Source organism: Brevibacillus sp. FSL K6-6036, from assembly GCF_037964015.1.
Taxonomy (GTDB): domain Bacteria; phylum Bacillota; class Bacilli; order Brevibacillales; family Brevibacillaceae; genus Brevibacillus; species Brevibacillus borstelensis.
This window is the reverse complement of record NZ_CP150173.1, coordinates 4004227-4020057: the sequence shown is the minus strand read 5'-3', so window position 1 is coordinate 4020057 and position 15831 is coordinate 4004227. Positions and strand designations below refer to the sequence as shown.

At 51.4% G+C, this 15831-nt stretch carries 20 protein-coding genes and 1 pseudogene; 14 read left to right on the top strand and 7 right to left on the bottom strand.

Features of this window, described 5'->3' with window-relative positions; translation table 11 throughout:
• Nucleotides 1-6: 6 nt before the first annotated feature.
• Together NST37_RS19950 and NST37_RS19945 are read right to left on the bottom strand one after the other, a co-directional pair.
• A complete protein-coding gene (locus NST37_RS19950) occupies nucleotides 7-294 on the bottom strand; it encodes a hypothetical protein (RefSeq protein ID WP_003389669.1) in 288 nt (95 codons plus the stop codon).
• A gap of 159 nt (nucleotides 295-453) precedes the next feature.
• Entirely contained in the window at nucleotides 454-1464 is a 1011-nt protein-coding gene (locus NST37_RS19945) for an NAD(P)/FAD-dependent oxidoreductase (RefSeq protein ID WP_003389668.1), read from the bottom strand.
• A gap of 333 nt (nucleotides 1465-1797) precedes the next feature.
• On the opposite strand from NST37_RS19945, the gene NST37_RS19940 reads away from it, so the two are divergent.
• The 7 genes from NST37_RS19940 to NST37_RS19910 all read left to right on the top strand — a co-directional run bounded on the left by NST37_RS19940 (nucleotide 1798) and on the right by NST37_RS19910 (nucleotide 6802).
• A complete protein-coding gene (locus NST37_RS19940; protein ID WP_003389667.1) occupies nucleotides 1798-2988 on the top strand; it encodes an NAD(P)/FAD-dependent oxidoreductase in 1191 nt (396 codons plus the stop codon).
• Nucleotides 2989-3000: 12 nt separating this feature from the next.
• Nucleotides 3001-3252, top strand: a complete 252-nt coding sequence (locus NST37_RS19935; protein ID WP_003389666.1) for a hypothetical protein — start codon at nucleotides 3001-3003, stop codon at nucleotides 3250-3252.
• Between the two features lie 227 nt (nucleotides 3253-3479).
• Nucleotides 3480-3962 carry an NUDIX domain-containing protein gene (locus tag NST37_RS19930; RefSeq protein ID WP_039070672.1) on the top strand — a complete coding sequence of 161 codons (483 nt, stop codon included), beginning with the start codon at nucleotides 3480-3482 and terminating at the stop codon, nucleotides 3960-3962.
• Nucleotides 3963-4141: 179 nt separating this feature from the next.
• Nucleotides 4142-4285, top strand: a complete 144-nt coding sequence (locus NST37_RS19925) for a YuiA family protein (protein ID WP_003389663.1) — start codon at nucleotides 4142-4144, stop codon at nucleotides 4283-4285.
• A 177-nt stretch (nucleotides 4286-4462) separates the two neighbouring features.
• The gene (locus tag NST37_RS19920) at nucleotides 4463-4723 is read left to right on the top strand and encodes a YuiB family protein (protein ID WP_003389662.1); all 261 of its coding nucleotides are present in this window, start codon (nucleotides 4463-4465) and stop codon (nucleotides 4721-4723) included.
• A 402-nt stretch (nucleotides 4724-5125) separates the two neighbouring features.
• A complete protein-coding gene (locus NST37_RS19915) occupies nucleotides 5126-5701 on the top strand; it encodes a DUF3221 domain-containing protein (RefSeq protein ID WP_024983116.1) in 576 nt (191 codons plus the stop codon).
• Between the two features lie 483 nt (nucleotides 5702-6184).
• Entirely contained in the window at nucleotides 6185-6802 is a 618-nt protein-coding gene (locus NST37_RS19910) for a 3D domain-containing protein (RefSeq protein WP_003389661.1), read from the top strand.
• 118 nt (nucleotides 6803-6920) lie between these two features.
• Here the strand turns inward: NST37_RS19910 and NST37_RS19905 are convergent, their stop codons facing one another.
• Nucleotides 6921-7721, bottom strand: coding sequence for a cobalamin-binding protein (locus NST37_RS19905; protein WP_003389660.1), 801 nt, complete (start codon nucleotides 7719-7721; stop codon nucleotides 6921-6923).
• 74 nt (nucleotides 7722-7795) lie between these two features.
• Nucleotides 7796-8278, bottom strand: a complete 483-nt coding sequence (locus tag NST37_RS19900) for a divergent PAP2 family protein (RefSeq protein WP_003389659.1) — start codon at nucleotides 8276-8278, stop codon at nucleotides 7796-7798.
• A gap of 150 nt (nucleotides 8279-8428) precedes the next feature.
• Here NST37_RS19900 and NST37_RS19895 point away from each other — a divergent pair, with 150 nt between their 5' ends.
• From NST37_RS19895 to NST37_RS19880, 4 genes are read left to right on the top strand one after another with little or no spacing between them, the layout of a single operon-like run.
• Nucleotides 8429-8800: a DUF309 domain-containing protein gene (locus NST37_RS19895; RefSeq protein ID WP_003389658.1), complete on the top strand. Its 372-nt coding sequence runs from the start codon at nucleotides 8429-8431 to the stop codon at nucleotides 8798-8800.
• Nucleotides 8801-8860: 60 nt separating this feature from the next.
• A complete protein-coding gene (locus tag NST37_RS19890; protein ID WP_031931943.1) occupies nucleotides 8861-10363 on the top strand; it encodes a leucyl aminopeptidase in 1503 nt (500 codons plus the stop codon).
• Between the two features lie 55 nt (nucleotides 10364-10418).
• On the top strand, nucleotides 10419-10853 hold the full coding sequence (locus tag NST37_RS19885) for a CoA-binding protein (RefSeq protein WP_031931942.1): 435 nt from the start codon (nucleotides 10419-10421) through the stop codon (nucleotides 10851-10853).
• 51 nt (nucleotides 10854-10904) lie between these two features.
• Nucleotides 10905-11501 carry a sulfite oxidase-like oxidoreductase gene (locus tag NST37_RS19880; protein ID WP_003389653.1) on the top strand — a complete coding sequence of 199 codons (597 nt, stop codon included), beginning with the start codon at nucleotides 10905-10907 and terminating at the stop codon, nucleotides 11499-11501.
• A 58-nt stretch (nucleotides 11502-11559) separates the two neighbouring features.
• Here the strand turns inward: NST37_RS19880 and NST37_RS19875 are convergent, their stop codons facing one another.
• Nucleotides 11560-12375: a DUF2935 domain-containing protein gene (locus tag NST37_RS19875; protein WP_339185688.1), complete on the bottom strand. Its 816-nt coding sequence runs from the start codon at nucleotides 12373-12375 to the stop codon at nucleotides 11560-11562.
• 70 nt (nucleotides 12376-12445) lie between these two features.
• Between NST37_RS19875 and NST37_RS19870 the strand changes: the two are divergent.
• Both NST37_RS19870 and NST37_RS19865 read left to right on the top strand, forming a co-directional pair.
• Nucleotides 12446-12709, top strand: a pseudogene (locus NST37_RS19870) (helix-turn-helix domain-containing protein); the annotation flags it as partial.
• Between the two features lie 78 nt (nucleotides 12710-12787).
• Nucleotides 12788-13258 (top strand): DMT family transporter, encoded by a 471-nt coding sequence (locus tag NST37_RS19865; RefSeq protein ID WP_339185686.1) that lies wholly within the window; start codon nucleotides 12788-12790, stop codon nucleotides 13256-13258.
• Between the two features lie 139 nt (nucleotides 13259-13397).
• On the opposite strand, the gene NST37_RS19860 is transcribed toward NST37_RS19865, so the two are convergent.
• Entirely contained in the window at nucleotides 13398-13640 is a 243-nt protein-coding gene (locus tag NST37_RS19860) for a hypothetical protein (RefSeq protein WP_327969775.1), read from the bottom strand.
• A 157-nt stretch (nucleotides 13641-13797) separates the two neighbouring features.
• Here NST37_RS19860 and NST37_RS19855 point away from each other — a divergent pair, with 157 nt between their 5' ends.
• Nucleotides 13798-15381, top strand: coding sequence for an alkaline phosphatase family protein (locus NST37_RS19855; protein WP_339185684.1), 1584 nt, complete (start codon nucleotides 13798-13800; stop codon nucleotides 15379-15381).
• 76 nt (nucleotides 15382-15457) lie between these two features.
• On the opposite strand, the gene NST37_RS19850 is transcribed toward NST37_RS19855, so the two are convergent.
• Nucleotides 15458-15655: a hypothetical protein gene (locus tag NST37_RS19850; protein WP_081607785.1), complete on the bottom strand. Its 198-nt coding sequence runs from the start codon at nucleotides 15653-15655 to the stop codon at nucleotides 15458-15460.
• Nucleotides 15656-15831: the final 176 nt, after the last annotated feature.

The following is a 15831-nucleotide window of genomic DNA, read 5'->3' as shown; positions in this document are numbered from 1 at the left end:
CGATGCCTAGTCGCTCGCAGCCTGCATATAGCGAAACAGGGTGTTTTCGTCCCATTCCTCTACGGCCAGGATGTGTTCCTCCGAACAGTTGGGGCACCAGCCGAGATGCAGGCAGCGATGTTGCAGGGCATCGGGCACGCCATTGCTCAGCTTTGAATCTTCGATCTCCCTGTACGGGCTGTAGTCCCCGTAGTAATCATAAAGCCGGCCGCTGTCATCCAGAGGATGGGAGCATAGCGGACATGCCTCGCGCAGATCGAGGAGACCGTTGCATACGGGACAGAGATGATCCATCAGGCGCATAACTCCTTTTACGTGTCTGGTTCTCTCCCTACTTTGCACAGGGGAAGCGGTGTCTATACAAAAATGCGAAAGGTCTGCTGCTTGCCGGGGAACCGGCAGCATAAAAAAGCTCTGCGGCCCTTCAACAGGGTGGCAGAGCTTTGATCTTGTCTACGCCTTGAAATTGTCCATGCTGGAGGAGTGGCCGGGCTGCAGCTTCGCATCCGGATTGATGTAGCCCACGGCGTTGTTCACCGCTGTCGGCGCTTCGCCGAATCCGACGGCGATCAGCTTTACTTTGCCCGGATAGGTCGAGACATCGCCTGCCGCGTAAATGCCGGGAATGTTGCTCTCCATCTTGGAATTTACGACGATCGCGCCCTTTTCCAGCTCGAGTCCCCAGTTTTTGATCGGGCCAAGCGATGAGATGAAGCCGAAGTTGACGATGACGGCGTCTACTTCCAGTTCCTTTTCTTCTTTTGTGGTGCTGTTTACGAGTGTGAGGCGTTCGATTTTCTCGTCTCCGTGGATGGCTGAGATTTCGTATGGTGTTGTTACGTTTACTTTGGAGGACATGAGCAGCTCGACGCTGTGCTCGTGTGCACGGAATTTATCCCGGCGGTGGATGAGTGTGACTTCCTTGGCGATCGGCTCGAGCATCAAGGACCAGTCAACAGCAGAATCCCCGCCTCCGATGACGGCAACGCGCTGCCCTTTGAAGGAGTTTAAGTCGGTAACGAAGTAATGCAGATTGGTTTTTTCGTATTTGACGGCGTCTGGATGCTCTAACTTTCGAGGTTCAAATGCGCCGACTCCGGCGGTAATAATGACGGCACGCGAATAGTGTATGCCTTTGTCTGTCGTAAGCTCGAAGATGTTGTCTGCTTTCTTTTCGACATTTTCCACCTTTTCCTCAAGGCAGATCGTCGGATTGAATCGGGACAATTGCTCTTTTAGATTGTTAATCAAATCTTGCGCAAGCACTTTCGGAAACCCGGCCACATCGTATATGTATTTCTCCGGGTAAAGAGCGGAAAGCTGTCCGCCCAGTTGGGGCATACTTTCAATAATTTTTACGCTTACCTGACGCATTCCGCCGTAAAATGCAGTGAACAGGCCAGCAGGGCCTCCACCGATAATCGTAATGTCGTATACCTGCTCGTCCTTTTGCAGAAGATTCAACCTAAGCACCTCCGAAATATTCTGAAAGCATCATTTCCTATTATACCCATACTTGAAAATGAAAAAAAGCAAAGAAAAGAACAGCGTAGGCAAATATGGCTTGCAAAACTTGTCGATTCCCCTTAATATGATCTTGAATGTAAAGAAATTGACACATTTTTTTTATCCCAGCGTTTGTGCCATTTTTCACAGATTGCCGCATAGGATGAGACATGGCAATAATTCCGTTTATTCATTGGCGATCAAAAAGGGAACCTTAAAGCGTAGCCAATCACGTGAAATTTCGCACAAACCTTCAGGGATTACTATCATTCATGAATGGAAGGGATATCCATGAGTACACCCAAAATCCTCATCCTCGGCGCCGGGTACGGGGGCCTGTTGACCACTCTGCACCTGCAAAAAAAGCTCAACTACAATGAAGCAGAAATCACGCTGGTCAACAAGCACAACTATCACTACATCACGACCTGGCTGCATGAGCCGGCTGCGGGAACAGCACCTGCGGATCATGCCCGCGTGCCTCTCGATCAAATTATTGACATGAACAAAATCAATTTTGTCAAAGATACCGTCCAATCGATCCAGCCGGAAGAGCGTACGGTTACACTGGATAGCGGAAACGTTTTGAGCTACGACTACCTCGTGATCGGCCTCGGAAGCGATCCGGAAACCTTCGGCATCGAGGGCCTGAAAGAGTATGCGTTCAGCATCCGCAGCATCAACGCTGTTCGTCAAATCCGCGAGCATATCGAGTACATGTTTGCGAAATATAAAAATGAACCGCATCGCACGGATTACCTGACATTCGTCGTGGGCGGAGCCGGATTTACGGGCATTGAGTTCAGCGGCGAGCTGGCTGACCGCATTCCTGAGCTGTGCCAGGAATTCGACGTTGACCCGAGTTTGGTAAAGATTTACAACATTGAAGCGGCTCCAACCGCACTGCCAGGATTCGATCCGGAACTGGTTTCCTACGCGGTCGATATTCTGCAGAAAAAAGGCGTCGAGTTCATGATCGGAACGGCGATCAAGCAATGCACGCCTGAGGGCGTAGTGCTCGCCAATGGAGAAGAAATCAAGGCTGCTACAGTTGTCTGGGCCGCAGGTGTTCGCGGCAACAGCATCGTGGAAAAATCCGGATTTGAAGTCATGCGCGGACGTGTCAAAGTAGACGAGTTCCTGCGTGCTCCAGGGTACGACAACGTATTCGTCGTCGGCGACTGCGCCCTGATTTTCAACGATGAAGGCCGTCCTTATCCGCCGACTGCTCAGATTGCCGTACAAGAAGGGGAAGCGCTCGGTGACAATCTGGCGGCTCTCATTCGCGGCGAAGTGATGATGCCGTTCAAGCCAGCTCTCCAAGGATCTCTTGCTTCGCTCGGAAAAGGCGAAGGAATCGGTATGGTCGGCACGAAAAAACTGTTCGGCACCTCGGCCGCACTGATGAAAAAAGCGAGCGATCTGCGCTACCTGTACAAAATCGGCGGCGTTGGTCTCGCTCTGAAAAAAGTGCGCCTGTAAAAGGAGAAACCTATGCGCCACGCCAGTATCCAGGTCAGAGGATTGATGACCCGCGAAGAGATGGAGCGCTACAACGCGCTGATGGACGTAGGCGCCTACCTGGAAGACCAGGGGCGCCACGATCTCGCCCATCATATTCAGCGGGAAGTGGACATACTCATCCTGCCAGCGATTGATCGTTTGAAGGAAAAGGGCCGCGAACGCGACCGAGAAAACCTTCGCTACATGATTGACAACGGACTTCTGGATGAGGACGACGATTGACCAAGCTAGCGAATAGATGACTCGAAGATGCCCTCGGCGAACCAGAAGCCGGGGGTTTTTCATTGGAGGAACGAGCCAAATGGGCCGGCTGTTACTTGAAATGCCTCACACGGAGCTTCCTTGTTTTGAAGACATCCGGGCTTGCGTTTCGGTGCCAAATCGTATGTTCCGAGCTGGCGCTGTACAACCGGTTTCGCTATACTGACGAAAGAAAGGTGGGAGACCGTGTGCGAAAGACGAATGTATGGCTGGGCGCCTGCGGAATTGTGATTCGCGGCGAAGAGGCGCTGGTCGTGAAGAAAACGTACGGGGGTCTCAAAGGACAGTGGTCCTTTCCGGCCGGATTTGTGGAGCCGGGGGAGACCGTAGATGAAGCCGCCGTGAGAGAAGTTTGGGAGGAGACTGGAATACGCGCGGAAATACGGCGGTTGGCAGCCGTCCGCTCCGGAGTCATCCGCGATACGATCAGCGACAATATGGTGGTCTTCTGGATGGATTATGTCAGCGGTGAACCGCGTCCGCAGGAAGGGGAAATCGAGGTGGCAGCCTTTGTACCGATCCGGCAGCTTCTGGAAGATCCGCTTTCCTCGACCTATTTGAAAATCATCCTGCCCACGTACCAGAAGCGAGAACAGAGCTTGGGCGGAGACGAATACCCGATCGACCCCGTTTTTCAATACACACGCTATAAAATCTTCTCGCAATCGTGAGTATACGCTAGATAACAGCCATTGTTGCCGCTTACATAGCGGTTTTTTTCTGTTTTTCCTCGCTTTTTTCAGTTGAAGAATGCTGTCTTTTTCTGATATAGTTAGACACATCCAAAAAATCAGAATTTTAAAAAATGTCGGTTATGCGAACCCGGCGCCATGGGAAAGGAGCGATCATCATGAGAAAAGAACAGGAACAATGCCCATACTGCAATGGACAAGGCTATTTTCAATTGCTGCTGGGTGGGACAGAAAACTGTCCGGGATGCGAGGGCTCAGGTGCCCACTCGGAGGAGATGTCCGCAGCTGCCGGCAATCGATGAGGGAAGTCTTTGAGAAGCCGATGAAAGTCGGCTTTTTTTGTGCGCCGCCAAAAGCGAGGCAAGCCCCAGTTTCCCAATTGACCTTATGCTTTGATTTCGATAGACTAGAAGCGATAACGGGCCGTCGGCTGCCGCGGTCCCATTTCTGTCGGAAGAGAGCAGGAGGTCTAAAAGCTCATGAGCTTGCTGCAATTTGTGGTGTCTGTTGTCTTGTTTGCTGTGCTTGGATTCGGGATCGGCTTTATTATAAACATGATATTGCGTACCACCTGGATGCCCGTCATCCTCGTCTTCGGAGTGGTCGTGGGCGCATTGATCTACAAAAACATCGTTCCCGGCCTTTGGGACTCCATCATTCTCGGCGTCGGCCTGATTGGAGCGGTGGCCAGCGGCTGGACGATCCAGACACTTCGGAAAAAAGGATATCGGATGTTTTAACTGACTTAGAAAGCGGACCTTACTCGGGTTCGTTTTTTCTTTTTTTAAAAGCGCTTGGAAAGCGGCTGCGGGGGAGAGAAGCATATTTCCAGTCCTGCGCTCCGGTCTTCGTCCTGCGAGGAAGCGCAGACTGTCCGCTACACAACGATTCGCGGGGGAGCGTAAAAGTGGCAGCCGCTTCGTAGCGGAATCAGGTTACGCTCCTGATTCCCGCGAATCGTTGTTCCGCTGGGATGGACTTCGCTAGTCGCTTTGACTGGAAATATGCTTCTCTGTAGCGGTTGATTTACGAATGATCAGGAAGCGGGAAAGACAGGACAGACAGGTAATTTTTGATATTATTTTTATGTACATGAAACAAAACGAATAACCCATTTAAGAGGACGCGAATAAGGAGGAGTTATGAAAAGGGTTATATCGATTGTAACGTTAACTACCTTCACACTCCTGGCAACAGGATGCTCAAATGATAAATCTACAGTCGAACGTAAAGGTCTTACAGGATTCGTCGTAGAGGCAGATTACCAAAAAAACAGACTTCTTGTAGTTGAAAGTGATGAAACAAAACAGGGTGAGGATTATGAAGCTGAATGGTACTCGTTGAACAAGGATGCGATAATCCTTGACAATAATAGTAATCCAGCTTTGTTTACCGATGCTGAAGTAGGGTCTAAGGTCGAAACGTGGTCAACTTCACATTCTTTAGAATCGTATCCAGCGTCTACAGACCTGAGTAAATTGATAATTGCAGATGATGTGAAGCATCCTGATTCCCCCATGCTCCAAAAAACAGCCATACAAGCTGCTATCATTTATATAAAGAACCTTACAAATAGACCGGGAACGATCATTATCCAGAATGTGAGCACAAACGAAACAGAGTGGATCATTCAAATCTATCATTACATTTACAATGAAGAGAAGAGTTATAAGTTAGGAATTGATGCAACAACCGGAGAGGTCAGGGAGATCCAATAGTAGTAGTTCATCAATTCAGTGATGAGGGGCAGTTTTTCCTTACTTCTTAGACGAGACGATTCCCCACTTTTTTAACTTTCTAAGAAAAGCAACGAAAAACCCAACAGCTGTAGAGATGAAAAAGGAGAAAACCGCAAAGGTCTTTGGGACACCTGCCCAGGCTTGCGAGCAAAAGTGGAACGGCATTTGCGTCCAACCTGAGAGACTTCGAGGAATGGGCTGCTTTTGGACGCAGTTCCGCTTTTGCTCGCAAGCCGGACAGTATCCGCATCCAAGAAGTGTCCCACCGAACCTGCCGCGGTTTTCTCCTTTTTCATCTCCTCCACAACAGTCTGAACCAACCGTTTTTCCACCGATGAAAAGCCTCAAAAAAGAAACGCAAACCGCCCAAACTATCCCGAATATTTCAGCTTCTGGTTGAATTTGTGTATAGTTTCCTCCTCTCCGGGACAAGATTAGTAGCGAGAGGAGGTTTTTTACAGAATGAATGTGAAGCGATTGGTTAGTGTCATCGTTTTGGCTGTAACCGTCCTGACAGGCTTTGCGAGCGATGGATTGGGCTACAACGCGATCGGTGATCGATCTGTCCAGACCGCTTATGGAATTAGGGAAACCAGGGAAGGGCAGCAGGTCGTGAAAAAACGGGCTGTCTCCACCAGTTCATTTAGCCAGGTCATCGACAAAGCAGATGCGATGCTGGAGCAATATCCGAAAATCCGCGTTGTCGCTACCGGATACTACGCCGGATATGAATCAACGGGGAAACATCCGAGTCATCCATCCTACGGGATTACATATTCAGGCGTGAAGGTCCGTCGTGGCGAATACTCCACCATTGCTGCTGATCTGCGCGTGTTTCCACTGGGGACAGTGTTGTACATCCCCGGCTATGGTTACGGAGTTGTCGCTGACAAAGGAGGGGCTATACGCGGCAACAAAATCGACCTGTATTTTGAAACCAAGCAGGATGTATTCAAGCAGTGGGGGAAGAAGTCCGTAGACGTATACCTGGTCCGCCGGGGCGACGGGAAAGTAACAGAGGCGATGATGCAAGGGTTGAATGAAAAAGGGATTGCGGCGATGGCCGAACCTATTGACTAGTGTGATCGAAAGCAAACGAATGTGACTTTTAAAAAAGGATTTGCTTTAGCTATTTCAGCTGGCAAATCCTTTTTTCGCATGAGCTCTGATCAAAATCTTGCAGCGTTCCATGCAAAGCTTAGTTTCGAGAAGCGGGCAGCTTTTCGGCGAGCTCGGGGTGGATCAGGGAGACAAGACGCTCCAATCCGTCCAGGATACGCGGAGAGGGCCTGCAGTAGAGGCCTTCTTCCAAAAGGTGCACCTGCTTTTTCCGAATAGCCGCCATCTCTTGCCATTCAAGGCGATCAGTGATCATAGCCGGTTTAATCCTTCGAAGCTCAATGCCGCACCAGACTACGCAAATATGGTCGGGATTGCGTTCCAGGACCATCTCGCGGGTCGCTTTTACATTGGGGACGGAAAAATCGGCAAACACATTCATGGCGCCCGCGATCTCGCTTACATCCGTCAGCCAGTTGTCCCGGCCCGGGGTGTAGATCGGATTGGGCCACCACTCCCAGTAGAGCTTTGGCGTAGTTTCAGCAGCCAACGCTGTTTGCCTGATGGTTTCAGATCTTTCGACAAAGTGATTGGCAAGCCGCTCTGCTTCCAGGTGTCTGCCGGTCGCTTCCCCGACGAGCCGGATATCCCGCGGGATGTCGGTGAAACGCTGCGGGTTGAGGACGATATGGGGAATCCGGCGGGCAATCAATGCTTCCACATTCTTTTCCATTCCAGGGACACTGAGCGAAGCTACGACCAAATCCGGTTTGAGGGCTTCCACCTTTTCCATGTCGATGGTCAGGTCAGGTCCGACGCGAGGCAAATGCTGCCACTCGCCTGGCCAGTCAGAGTGATCATCCAGCCCTACCACTTCCTCTTTCAACCCCAGATAATAGAGAATCTCCGTATTGCTCGGACAGATGGAAACGATCCGCATAACCCTTCCCCCTCCGGTTGTGTAAAGATCAGACCAGGACAGATTTTTCGTCTCCTGGTCTTTCTGTCGCCTGCTTATGCATAGAAGAGACGATCGACGATAATGGCGATCACGATTCCCAGCCATCCGCCGATAAGCACCTCGATCGGCTGGTGACCGAGCAGTTCCTTCAGCTTCTGGGCCTTTTCCTGATTCGGACGGACCTTGAAGGTTTTCATGCCTTCCAGAAGGTGATTGAATTCATCTACCAGCTTATTCAGAACGACAGCCTGCATTCCTGCATGGCGGCGAACGCCAGCCGCATCAAACATGACGATGATGCCGATAATGGCAGAAATGGCAAACATGCTGCTGGTGAAGCCTTCGCGAATGCCGACTGCTGTGGACAGTGCGGTAACAGCTGAGGAATGAGAACTGGGCATACCGCCTGTGCTGAACAAAAGCGACCACTGCCACGTCTTGGTGGCAAAGTAAGTAAGGGGAATCTTGACAAACTGGGCAATTCCTATGGCAATCAAAGCCGCCCATAAGGGAAAGTTGTCAAATATCGCTGCCATAGTGAAAATCCATTCCTTTCTGCTGTGCACTTCTAGAGATTATTGTAACAGAACGGCGTTATGCTCATCCGTGAAGTTTTCGTTGGGATTTCGAGACAAGCCAATCTGTGTTACCATAAAGATGGAAGGTTTGAAACGGAGGCAACGCTTATGAGTTACCCCGAGCAGTATCTCCAGTTTATTGATTTGTTCAATAAAAAAGAATACTACGAGTGTCACGATCTGCTGGAAGAAATCTGGATGGAGGATAAATCCAACAAGTTCCTTCAGGGACTCCTGCAGATGGCAGTCGGGCTGTACCATTTCTCCGGCGGCAACATCAAGGGAGCGCGCTGGATGTTCGAAAACAGCCGCAAGTACCTGACGCCCTATGCGCCCAGGCACTGGGATCTGGACGTATCTGCCGTGCTTGCTTTTCTGAATGAATGCATAGCAGCACTTCCCGAGGAGAATGCCATCCCGTACACAGAGGCAAAGGCGATGCCGTTTCCTGACTTGCACCTGACGCTGGGCACGCGCTGAAAATCGGAAAACAAATGTGCCCATAATTGTATCCTATCACAGAGAAAGAAGGAAGAGTATATGAACGTCACTGTAGAAAAACGTATGGATGGGTGGAACGTCGCCTGCGACGAGCTGATCATTCCTCTCTGGAAAGGAGAGGAGATTGCGGCGGCGTATCCGGAGTTGGACCAACGCTTTGACGGCGGTCTTGCCGCGATGCAAGCGGATAAGGAGTTCAGCGGCGAAGCGAAGACAGTGGCTATTGTTCACACGATGGGAAAACTGGCGGCAAAAAAATTAATCATCGCCGGCATGGGCAATCCCGAGTCGTTTGACTTCGTTTCGGCACGGGCTGCATGGGGACGCGCAGCCAAGGTTTCCACGACGAAGGGGAAGGAAAAGCTCGTTGCGATCGATGTGCGGACGAAGGGAAGTCTGGAGCTGGACCGTCTGGCTCAGGCGATGACAGAAGCGTTTGGGCTCGCTTCGTACCATTACGAGGGCTACCGTCAAAAGCCGAAGCGCGAAGCGGAACCGCTCAGCACCGTTCAGCTTCTGGTCGGCAGCGATGAGGAAGCCGCGACCGCTATGGTCGGCGTGATGCGCGGCGAGGCGCTGGCGCAGGGAACCAATTTGGCCCGCACGCTTGTCAACGAGCCCGGCAATTACTTGACGCCGACCGCGTTGAAGGACGCTGTCGTGGCTGTCGCCGAGCGCTACGGTATGGAGTATGAAGTGCTGGCAAAAGATAAACTGGAGGAATTGGGGATGGGCGGCGTTCTGTCCGTTGCAAAGGGAAGCGCGGAGGAGCCGTTCGTCGTCGCCGTCAAATACCAGGGCAAGGAAAACTGGGAAGACGTCATCGGTCTGATCGGAAAAGGCGTTACCTTTGATACGGGCGGTATTTCCATCAAGCCGGTAGCCGGCATGGAGGACATGAAATCGGATATGGGCGGGGCAGCGGCCATGATCGGGGCTCTGGAAGCGATCGGGCAGCTAAAGCCGAAAGCAAACATCCTGACCGTGATCGGCTGTGTCGAAAACATGCCATCATCAACGGCCTACAAGCCTGGGGACGTCATCACTACGATGAGCGGGAGAACCGTTGAAATCATCACCACCGATGCGGAAGGCCGACTCGTTCTGGCGGACTGCATTACATATGCCAAACAGAAAGGCGTTTCCTGCCTGCTCGACGCGGCTACCTTGACCGGGGGCATCGTCGTCGCACTGGGCCACTACTGCTCCGGTGTCATGACGAACAACGACGCTTTGGTGGGAGAGGTACTGGATGCTGCCGGCCAAGCGGGTGAACGGCTCTGGCAGCTTCCGACCTTTGACGAATACCGCGAGCTGAACAAAAGCCGTTTTGCCGATCTGAAAAACTCGGGCGGACGTTACGGTCACGGCATTATCGGCGGAGTCTTTTTGCAGGAGTTTGCCGAAGAGACGCCGTGGGCACATCTGGACATCGCGGGCACAGCGTATTCTGCCAGCGCGAATGATATGAACCCGGCAGGCGGTACAGGCGTCATGGTACGTACCATCGCCCAGTTTGTGATGAACCGCAGCCAGGCATAAGTACAGATACACGATCAAATAGCCAATCATAGCGGAATGAAGGAGGAAGTTATCCATGTTCCAAAATCCAAGCGATGAAAAACGCCGCCAGCTCCTGCAGGAGGCAAACACAATCGCAGTCGTAGGTCTTTCCGACAAGCCGGATCGGACCAGTCACATGGTAGCGGCAGCCATGCAGAGCGCTGGCTACAAGATCATCCCGGTCAATCCGGTGATCGCGGGAAAAACGGTACTGGGTGAAAAAGTCGTCGCCTCGCTTACCGACATCGACGAGCCTGTCGACATTGTAAACGTCTTCCGCCGCAGTGAGGATACTCCTCCCGTGGCCGAAGAAACGCTGAAGATGAAGCATAAGCCGAAGGCATTTTGGCTGCAGCAGGGCATCTCCAACGAGCAGGCGGCAGAGCAGGTGTCCAAGGAAGGCATCGACGTCATTATGGATCTGTGCATAAAGGTGGACCACGCTCTTTTACGCATTGGCAAGAAGTAATGGCTGCACAAAAACAACCGTGGAATGGTTTCGGCGAAGGAGTGAAGTCAGATGTTTTACAACAAGACAGCAGAGGCAAAAAATGACCGTGTCCCACCGAATCAAAAGGTGACGACCGGCTTCCCTGTATTGCATTACGGCGAAGTGCCGGAGTACACCGATCTTGCTGCGCAGTGGAGCTTCCGCATCTTCGGGCTCGTGGAAGAGGAAGTGACATTGTCGTACGAGCAGATGATGGCTCTTCCAAAAGGAACGACCACGAACGACATTCACTGCGTTACAGGCTGGAGCAAGCTGGACAACGTCTGGGAAGGCATCCCCGTAGAAGAGATCGTCAAGCTCGTCAAGGTCAAGCCGGAGGCCAAATACGTCATGCTTCACGCGGAGCACGGCTGGACAGCCAACATGCCGCTCAGCGACTTTTTGACGCCGGGCAATCTATTTGCCAACAAGCATAACGGCGAGGAACTGACGCCGGACCACGGCTGGCCGCTCCGTTTTGTCATTCCTCACCTGTATTTCTGGAAGAGTGCAAAGTGGGTGCGCGGCATCGAGTTTTTGGAGCGTGACAAGCAGGGCTTCTGGGAGAAAAACGGGTATCATATGTATGGCGATCCCTGGAAGGAGCAGCGTTTTGCGTGGGATTAAATAGACGTAGAAAGGAGGCGGAGAAACCGCCTCTTTTTTTTGAACCATAGCGGGACTTCTACTGTTCAATCCTCGGCCTCGTAGGATAACAGTCCGGCATTTTCACATCCGATACCTCAGACAGCTTCATCAAGTAATAACACTCCTCCCGCGACATGTGGTCGGCCATCAGCGGAGACAGCACGCCCAATACTTCATCCCGCAAGCGCATTTCCGTCAATTCATGCAAGAAGGATTGGAAAAGCTGAATCTCCATTTCTGCCTGGTGATGGAAACGGCTTAGCGCAGGAAAGCTTTGCAAATGGGTACGGAGATATCCGGCCAATTCAACGGCTTTTAGATAAAAATGTTCAAACTGCTTCGTAAAATGATGGCTTTTTTGCTTATAGTCATGTTCCACCATGTCCAGAAGCGAACTGATCGTAGCAGCGTGCCCGGCAGCGTCAGACAGCCACAGCAGATGATAATGAACGGCATGAAAAGTGGGAGTTTCGCTTCCGGAAAGGACATCGTTGAGGATTCGTTCGTATTCCTCCAATTCGTTTACCATGTGGTTTAAAAAAGTGGGAGGCAGGCTGATCGCAATCTTTCCAATAAGATGCCGCTCCAATAGATGAAGCTTAAATTCACGCAATTTCTCCGTGAAGAGGCTTGCCTGTTGATTCAGCAAATGAATGTCCTCGCCAGAAAGATTTTGGCGTGCGCATTCAAGCAGCTTGTCAAAGGACTTGATAAAGTGGCTTGCTTGCTCAATCTCACGGGTCTCTTTTGGCGCCAGTGACTGATGAATAAACCGGGCATGATCGCCGAGTATTTGCAGCCAAAATCTATGTTCAAACATAATGTCACTTTGTACATCGACTTTGTTTTTCATGTCATTCCCTCCCTTTGCACACTTCAGGGTATGTGCAGGAGCCCAAATGTGTGTAAAGGGTGAACAGGGGAATCGGATGCACCCCGTGGAAGTGAGATTGGCCAGTTATCTGTTGTCTGTCTGCTTTGATGCAGCCGATTCCCGGTTTCAAGGGCAATTGAGCACAGCCAGTCTGAGGGATGCCGCGAACTTAATCGGAACCAGCTACCGACATCTGAACAGGGTCATCCGGCAGTTTTGCACGGAGGGTCTGATCGAACGCAGCAAAGAGTACATCCTGGTTGCGGACAAGGAAGGGGTAAGAGCGCTGGCAGGCGATAATATTTACGAATAGACACATGGCAATAGGCTTCAGAAGAGCAGGGCGGCGATCAATCATCATCCAGGGTGCAATCACGGGAGAGGAAAACGTATGATATCGGGACGGATACTTGCAGTTCTCGCAGGTTCGCTGGTCAGTTTGCAAAATATTTTCAACAGCAAGATAAATGAACGAGCGGGATCCTGGGCAACCACGGCGCTCGTATTAGGCATGGGATTTTTGGCTTCGCTTGTGATCGGTCTGCTATTTGAAGGCGCAGAGCTGTCTGTCTTGGAAAAGATGCAGCCCTGGTACTGGTTTAGCGGTTTGATCGGAGTTGGAGTAGTCATTTGTCTGGTGCAGGGGATCAGGCTGCTCGGCCCAACGTACGCCAGCTCGGTCGTTTTGTCAGCGCAGCCCGGATTTGCGTTATTGTGGGTCTCTCTAGGCTGGTTCGGTTTGGAGCAAGTCCCGTTTACTTTCAAACAGGTGGTCGGCGTGCTGGTCCTCGTCGGCGGTATCATCGTTTTTAAATTTGGCGGTAAACATGAGGCGCAGGAGTCGTCCAAGCAGCCAGCGTAGATGATCCGTTGAGCTTTCTCGCAGGCGATGACCTGTGTGCACATTCCGTTTTCGTTATCGGAAATAGCTGCCATCCGTTTGCCTCTTCTCCCTGGCGGTTGCGCTCAGGGATTTTTTATTGGGCAGGCGGGTACTGCCACTACAGCTTGACAGCGAACAGCCAGAGAATCACCCCAGCTACGGCAGCACCTAGCAGGAGCAGCACCGCCCATTTTGTGCTATTTCCCTGCTGCTTTGCTTGTACTTGTTCCTGACCCTGGCTCTGTTCTTGTTCCTTTGGTTGTTTCTTTCTGAACAGCAGCGGCAATTGAGAAGCGGCTATCGCGGCAATGCCCGAAAAAATCCAGAACCGCATCGTTTTCTTCGTTTCGTTGTCTTCCATGCTCTGCACCCTCCTAATAGCTTCAGTATGCGTCAAATGCCGGGAAATGTTGTAGGAGGAACGGGTTTGTCCAACGGAGTCTAAATTGGCTGTATGGGCAGCATCGCTGCATAGAAATATTGCGTTGGGAAATTTTATGGTTAAAAAGGGTGGGCTCATGAAGATCAAGGATAGGGTTTCTTTATTGCTCGCCGTCAGCCTGTGCCTGTTGACCATCGGTTGCCGGACAGACCCCGGCCAGCAGCTAAACCAGCAAAGCGTCAAATCCCCGGCATCTGCCAACCAAACGGCAAAACCAGTCATACTGATTGTCATTGATTCGTTGATGGACAAGCCATTGCAGGAAGCGATTCGGCAAGGCCGCGCCCCCGCTTTGAAGCATTTGCTAGCCAACGGGCACTACTTTCCGAAGGTCGTCAGCTCGTTTCCGACGATGTCCGTCACCATCGACAGCACTTTATTGACCGGGACATACGCAGATCGGCATCATGTTCCGGGCCTTGTCTGGTACAGCGGCAAAGAAAAGCGGATGATTTTCTATGGAAACGGCCCAAAGGAGGCCATGAAAATCGATCAGCCGCAAGTATTGATAGACTCCGTGCAGCAGTTAAACCAGGTTCAATTGAACAAGGAAACGAAAACGATTCATGAGGAGCTGGCGGAAAAGGGAAAAAAATCGGCGTCGATCAATGCGATTGTATTTCGGGGAAAAACGGAACACAGCTTGAAAGTCCCCGGCTGGATCTCAGCCGCCACTCATATGCCAGACGCATTGAACGTAACGGGACCTGAATGGCTTTCCTATGCGGCGTTTGCACAACTGGACCCGAACAACCGCCACGACCGTCTGTGGAAAAAGTACGGGATGAACAATGATTTTTCCGGTCATGACGTGGCCTATTTGATCACGAAAAAACAGCTTCCGCCTTTTACAATCGCATACTTCCCGGAGAATGACATGACCGTCCACAGAGGGGGCGTCGCCAACCTGGATGGGATAGCAAAAGCGGATCAGGCGCTGCAGGTCGCGCTTAACGCTTACGGCTCGTGGGATCGGGCGGTGAAGAACGCCGTTTGGATCGTTATGGGGGACAGTGCACAGAGCGCCGTGTACGACGACCGGGACAAAGCGACGGTCGACCTAAGACCGCTATTGGCTCCGTATCGGATCGCGAAAATCGGCCAACCGGTAAGGCCCGAGGATCAGGTTGTGATTTCCACCAACGAGCGCATGGCTTACATCTATGCGATTGATGAGAAGGTCCGGTTAGCCGACATCGTGAAGCGGCTGCAGGCCGAGGACAAGCTCGATATCATTGCCGTGAAAGACGGCAAAAACGTGCGGGTTACTGCAGGCAATACCAGCGATCAGTTTTCTTATCGTCCCGGCGGAAGATACACGGATGAGTACGGGCAAACATGGACGATATCGGGAGAACCGAAGCTGGCGGATATTGTGATTGCCAATAAGCGGATCAAATACGGGAAGTATCCGGATGTTTTGGCGAGACTGTACGGTGCGGTGCATTCTCACGAAGGAAGGTATGTTGTCGTCACGATCAAACCCGGATACGAACTGGTCACGGAAAGCTCCCCCACTCATCTCGGCGGAGGAGCTCACGGTTCGCTTCATGAAAAAGATTCGCTTGTCCCGATGATTGTAGCCGGAACAGACACCCGGCCAAAAACGCTGCGCCTCATCGATATGAAAGACTGGATTTTGCAATTGGCAAATCAGTAGAGAACAAACTCCCTCGCTGCCTGGACAGCACAGGGAGTTTGTTTGAAGCATTACAGGCTGCTCGCCCCGCGACTGATTATGCCTTTGACGGATCACCCATAAACCAGGATATATACGTGCACCGCTTGCAAATCAGGATGGCTGCCTCTTTGTTTGCCCAATCCAGCCCGAAAAAGGTAGCTCCCCGCGAGTTTAACTGTCTATAGTCCTTGTCAAACGTGTCGTTTTGACAGCACGGACAAGTGAGAATCGTCCCGCCGATTTTATATTTCAAACCCATTCACTCCCTGTCATTTGATACATAAAAATACGAAATTACCCAAAAAAAGGTTTCAAAAGGAGGCGGTCTGTGTGTCGTGGCAGTGTCCTCAAAAGGAGCGGCTTCCTCCCAAAACAAGTGATTTGGGGACTGAAGCGGAGCTTTTTGCAAAAAAGCAAGCGGCCATAGGA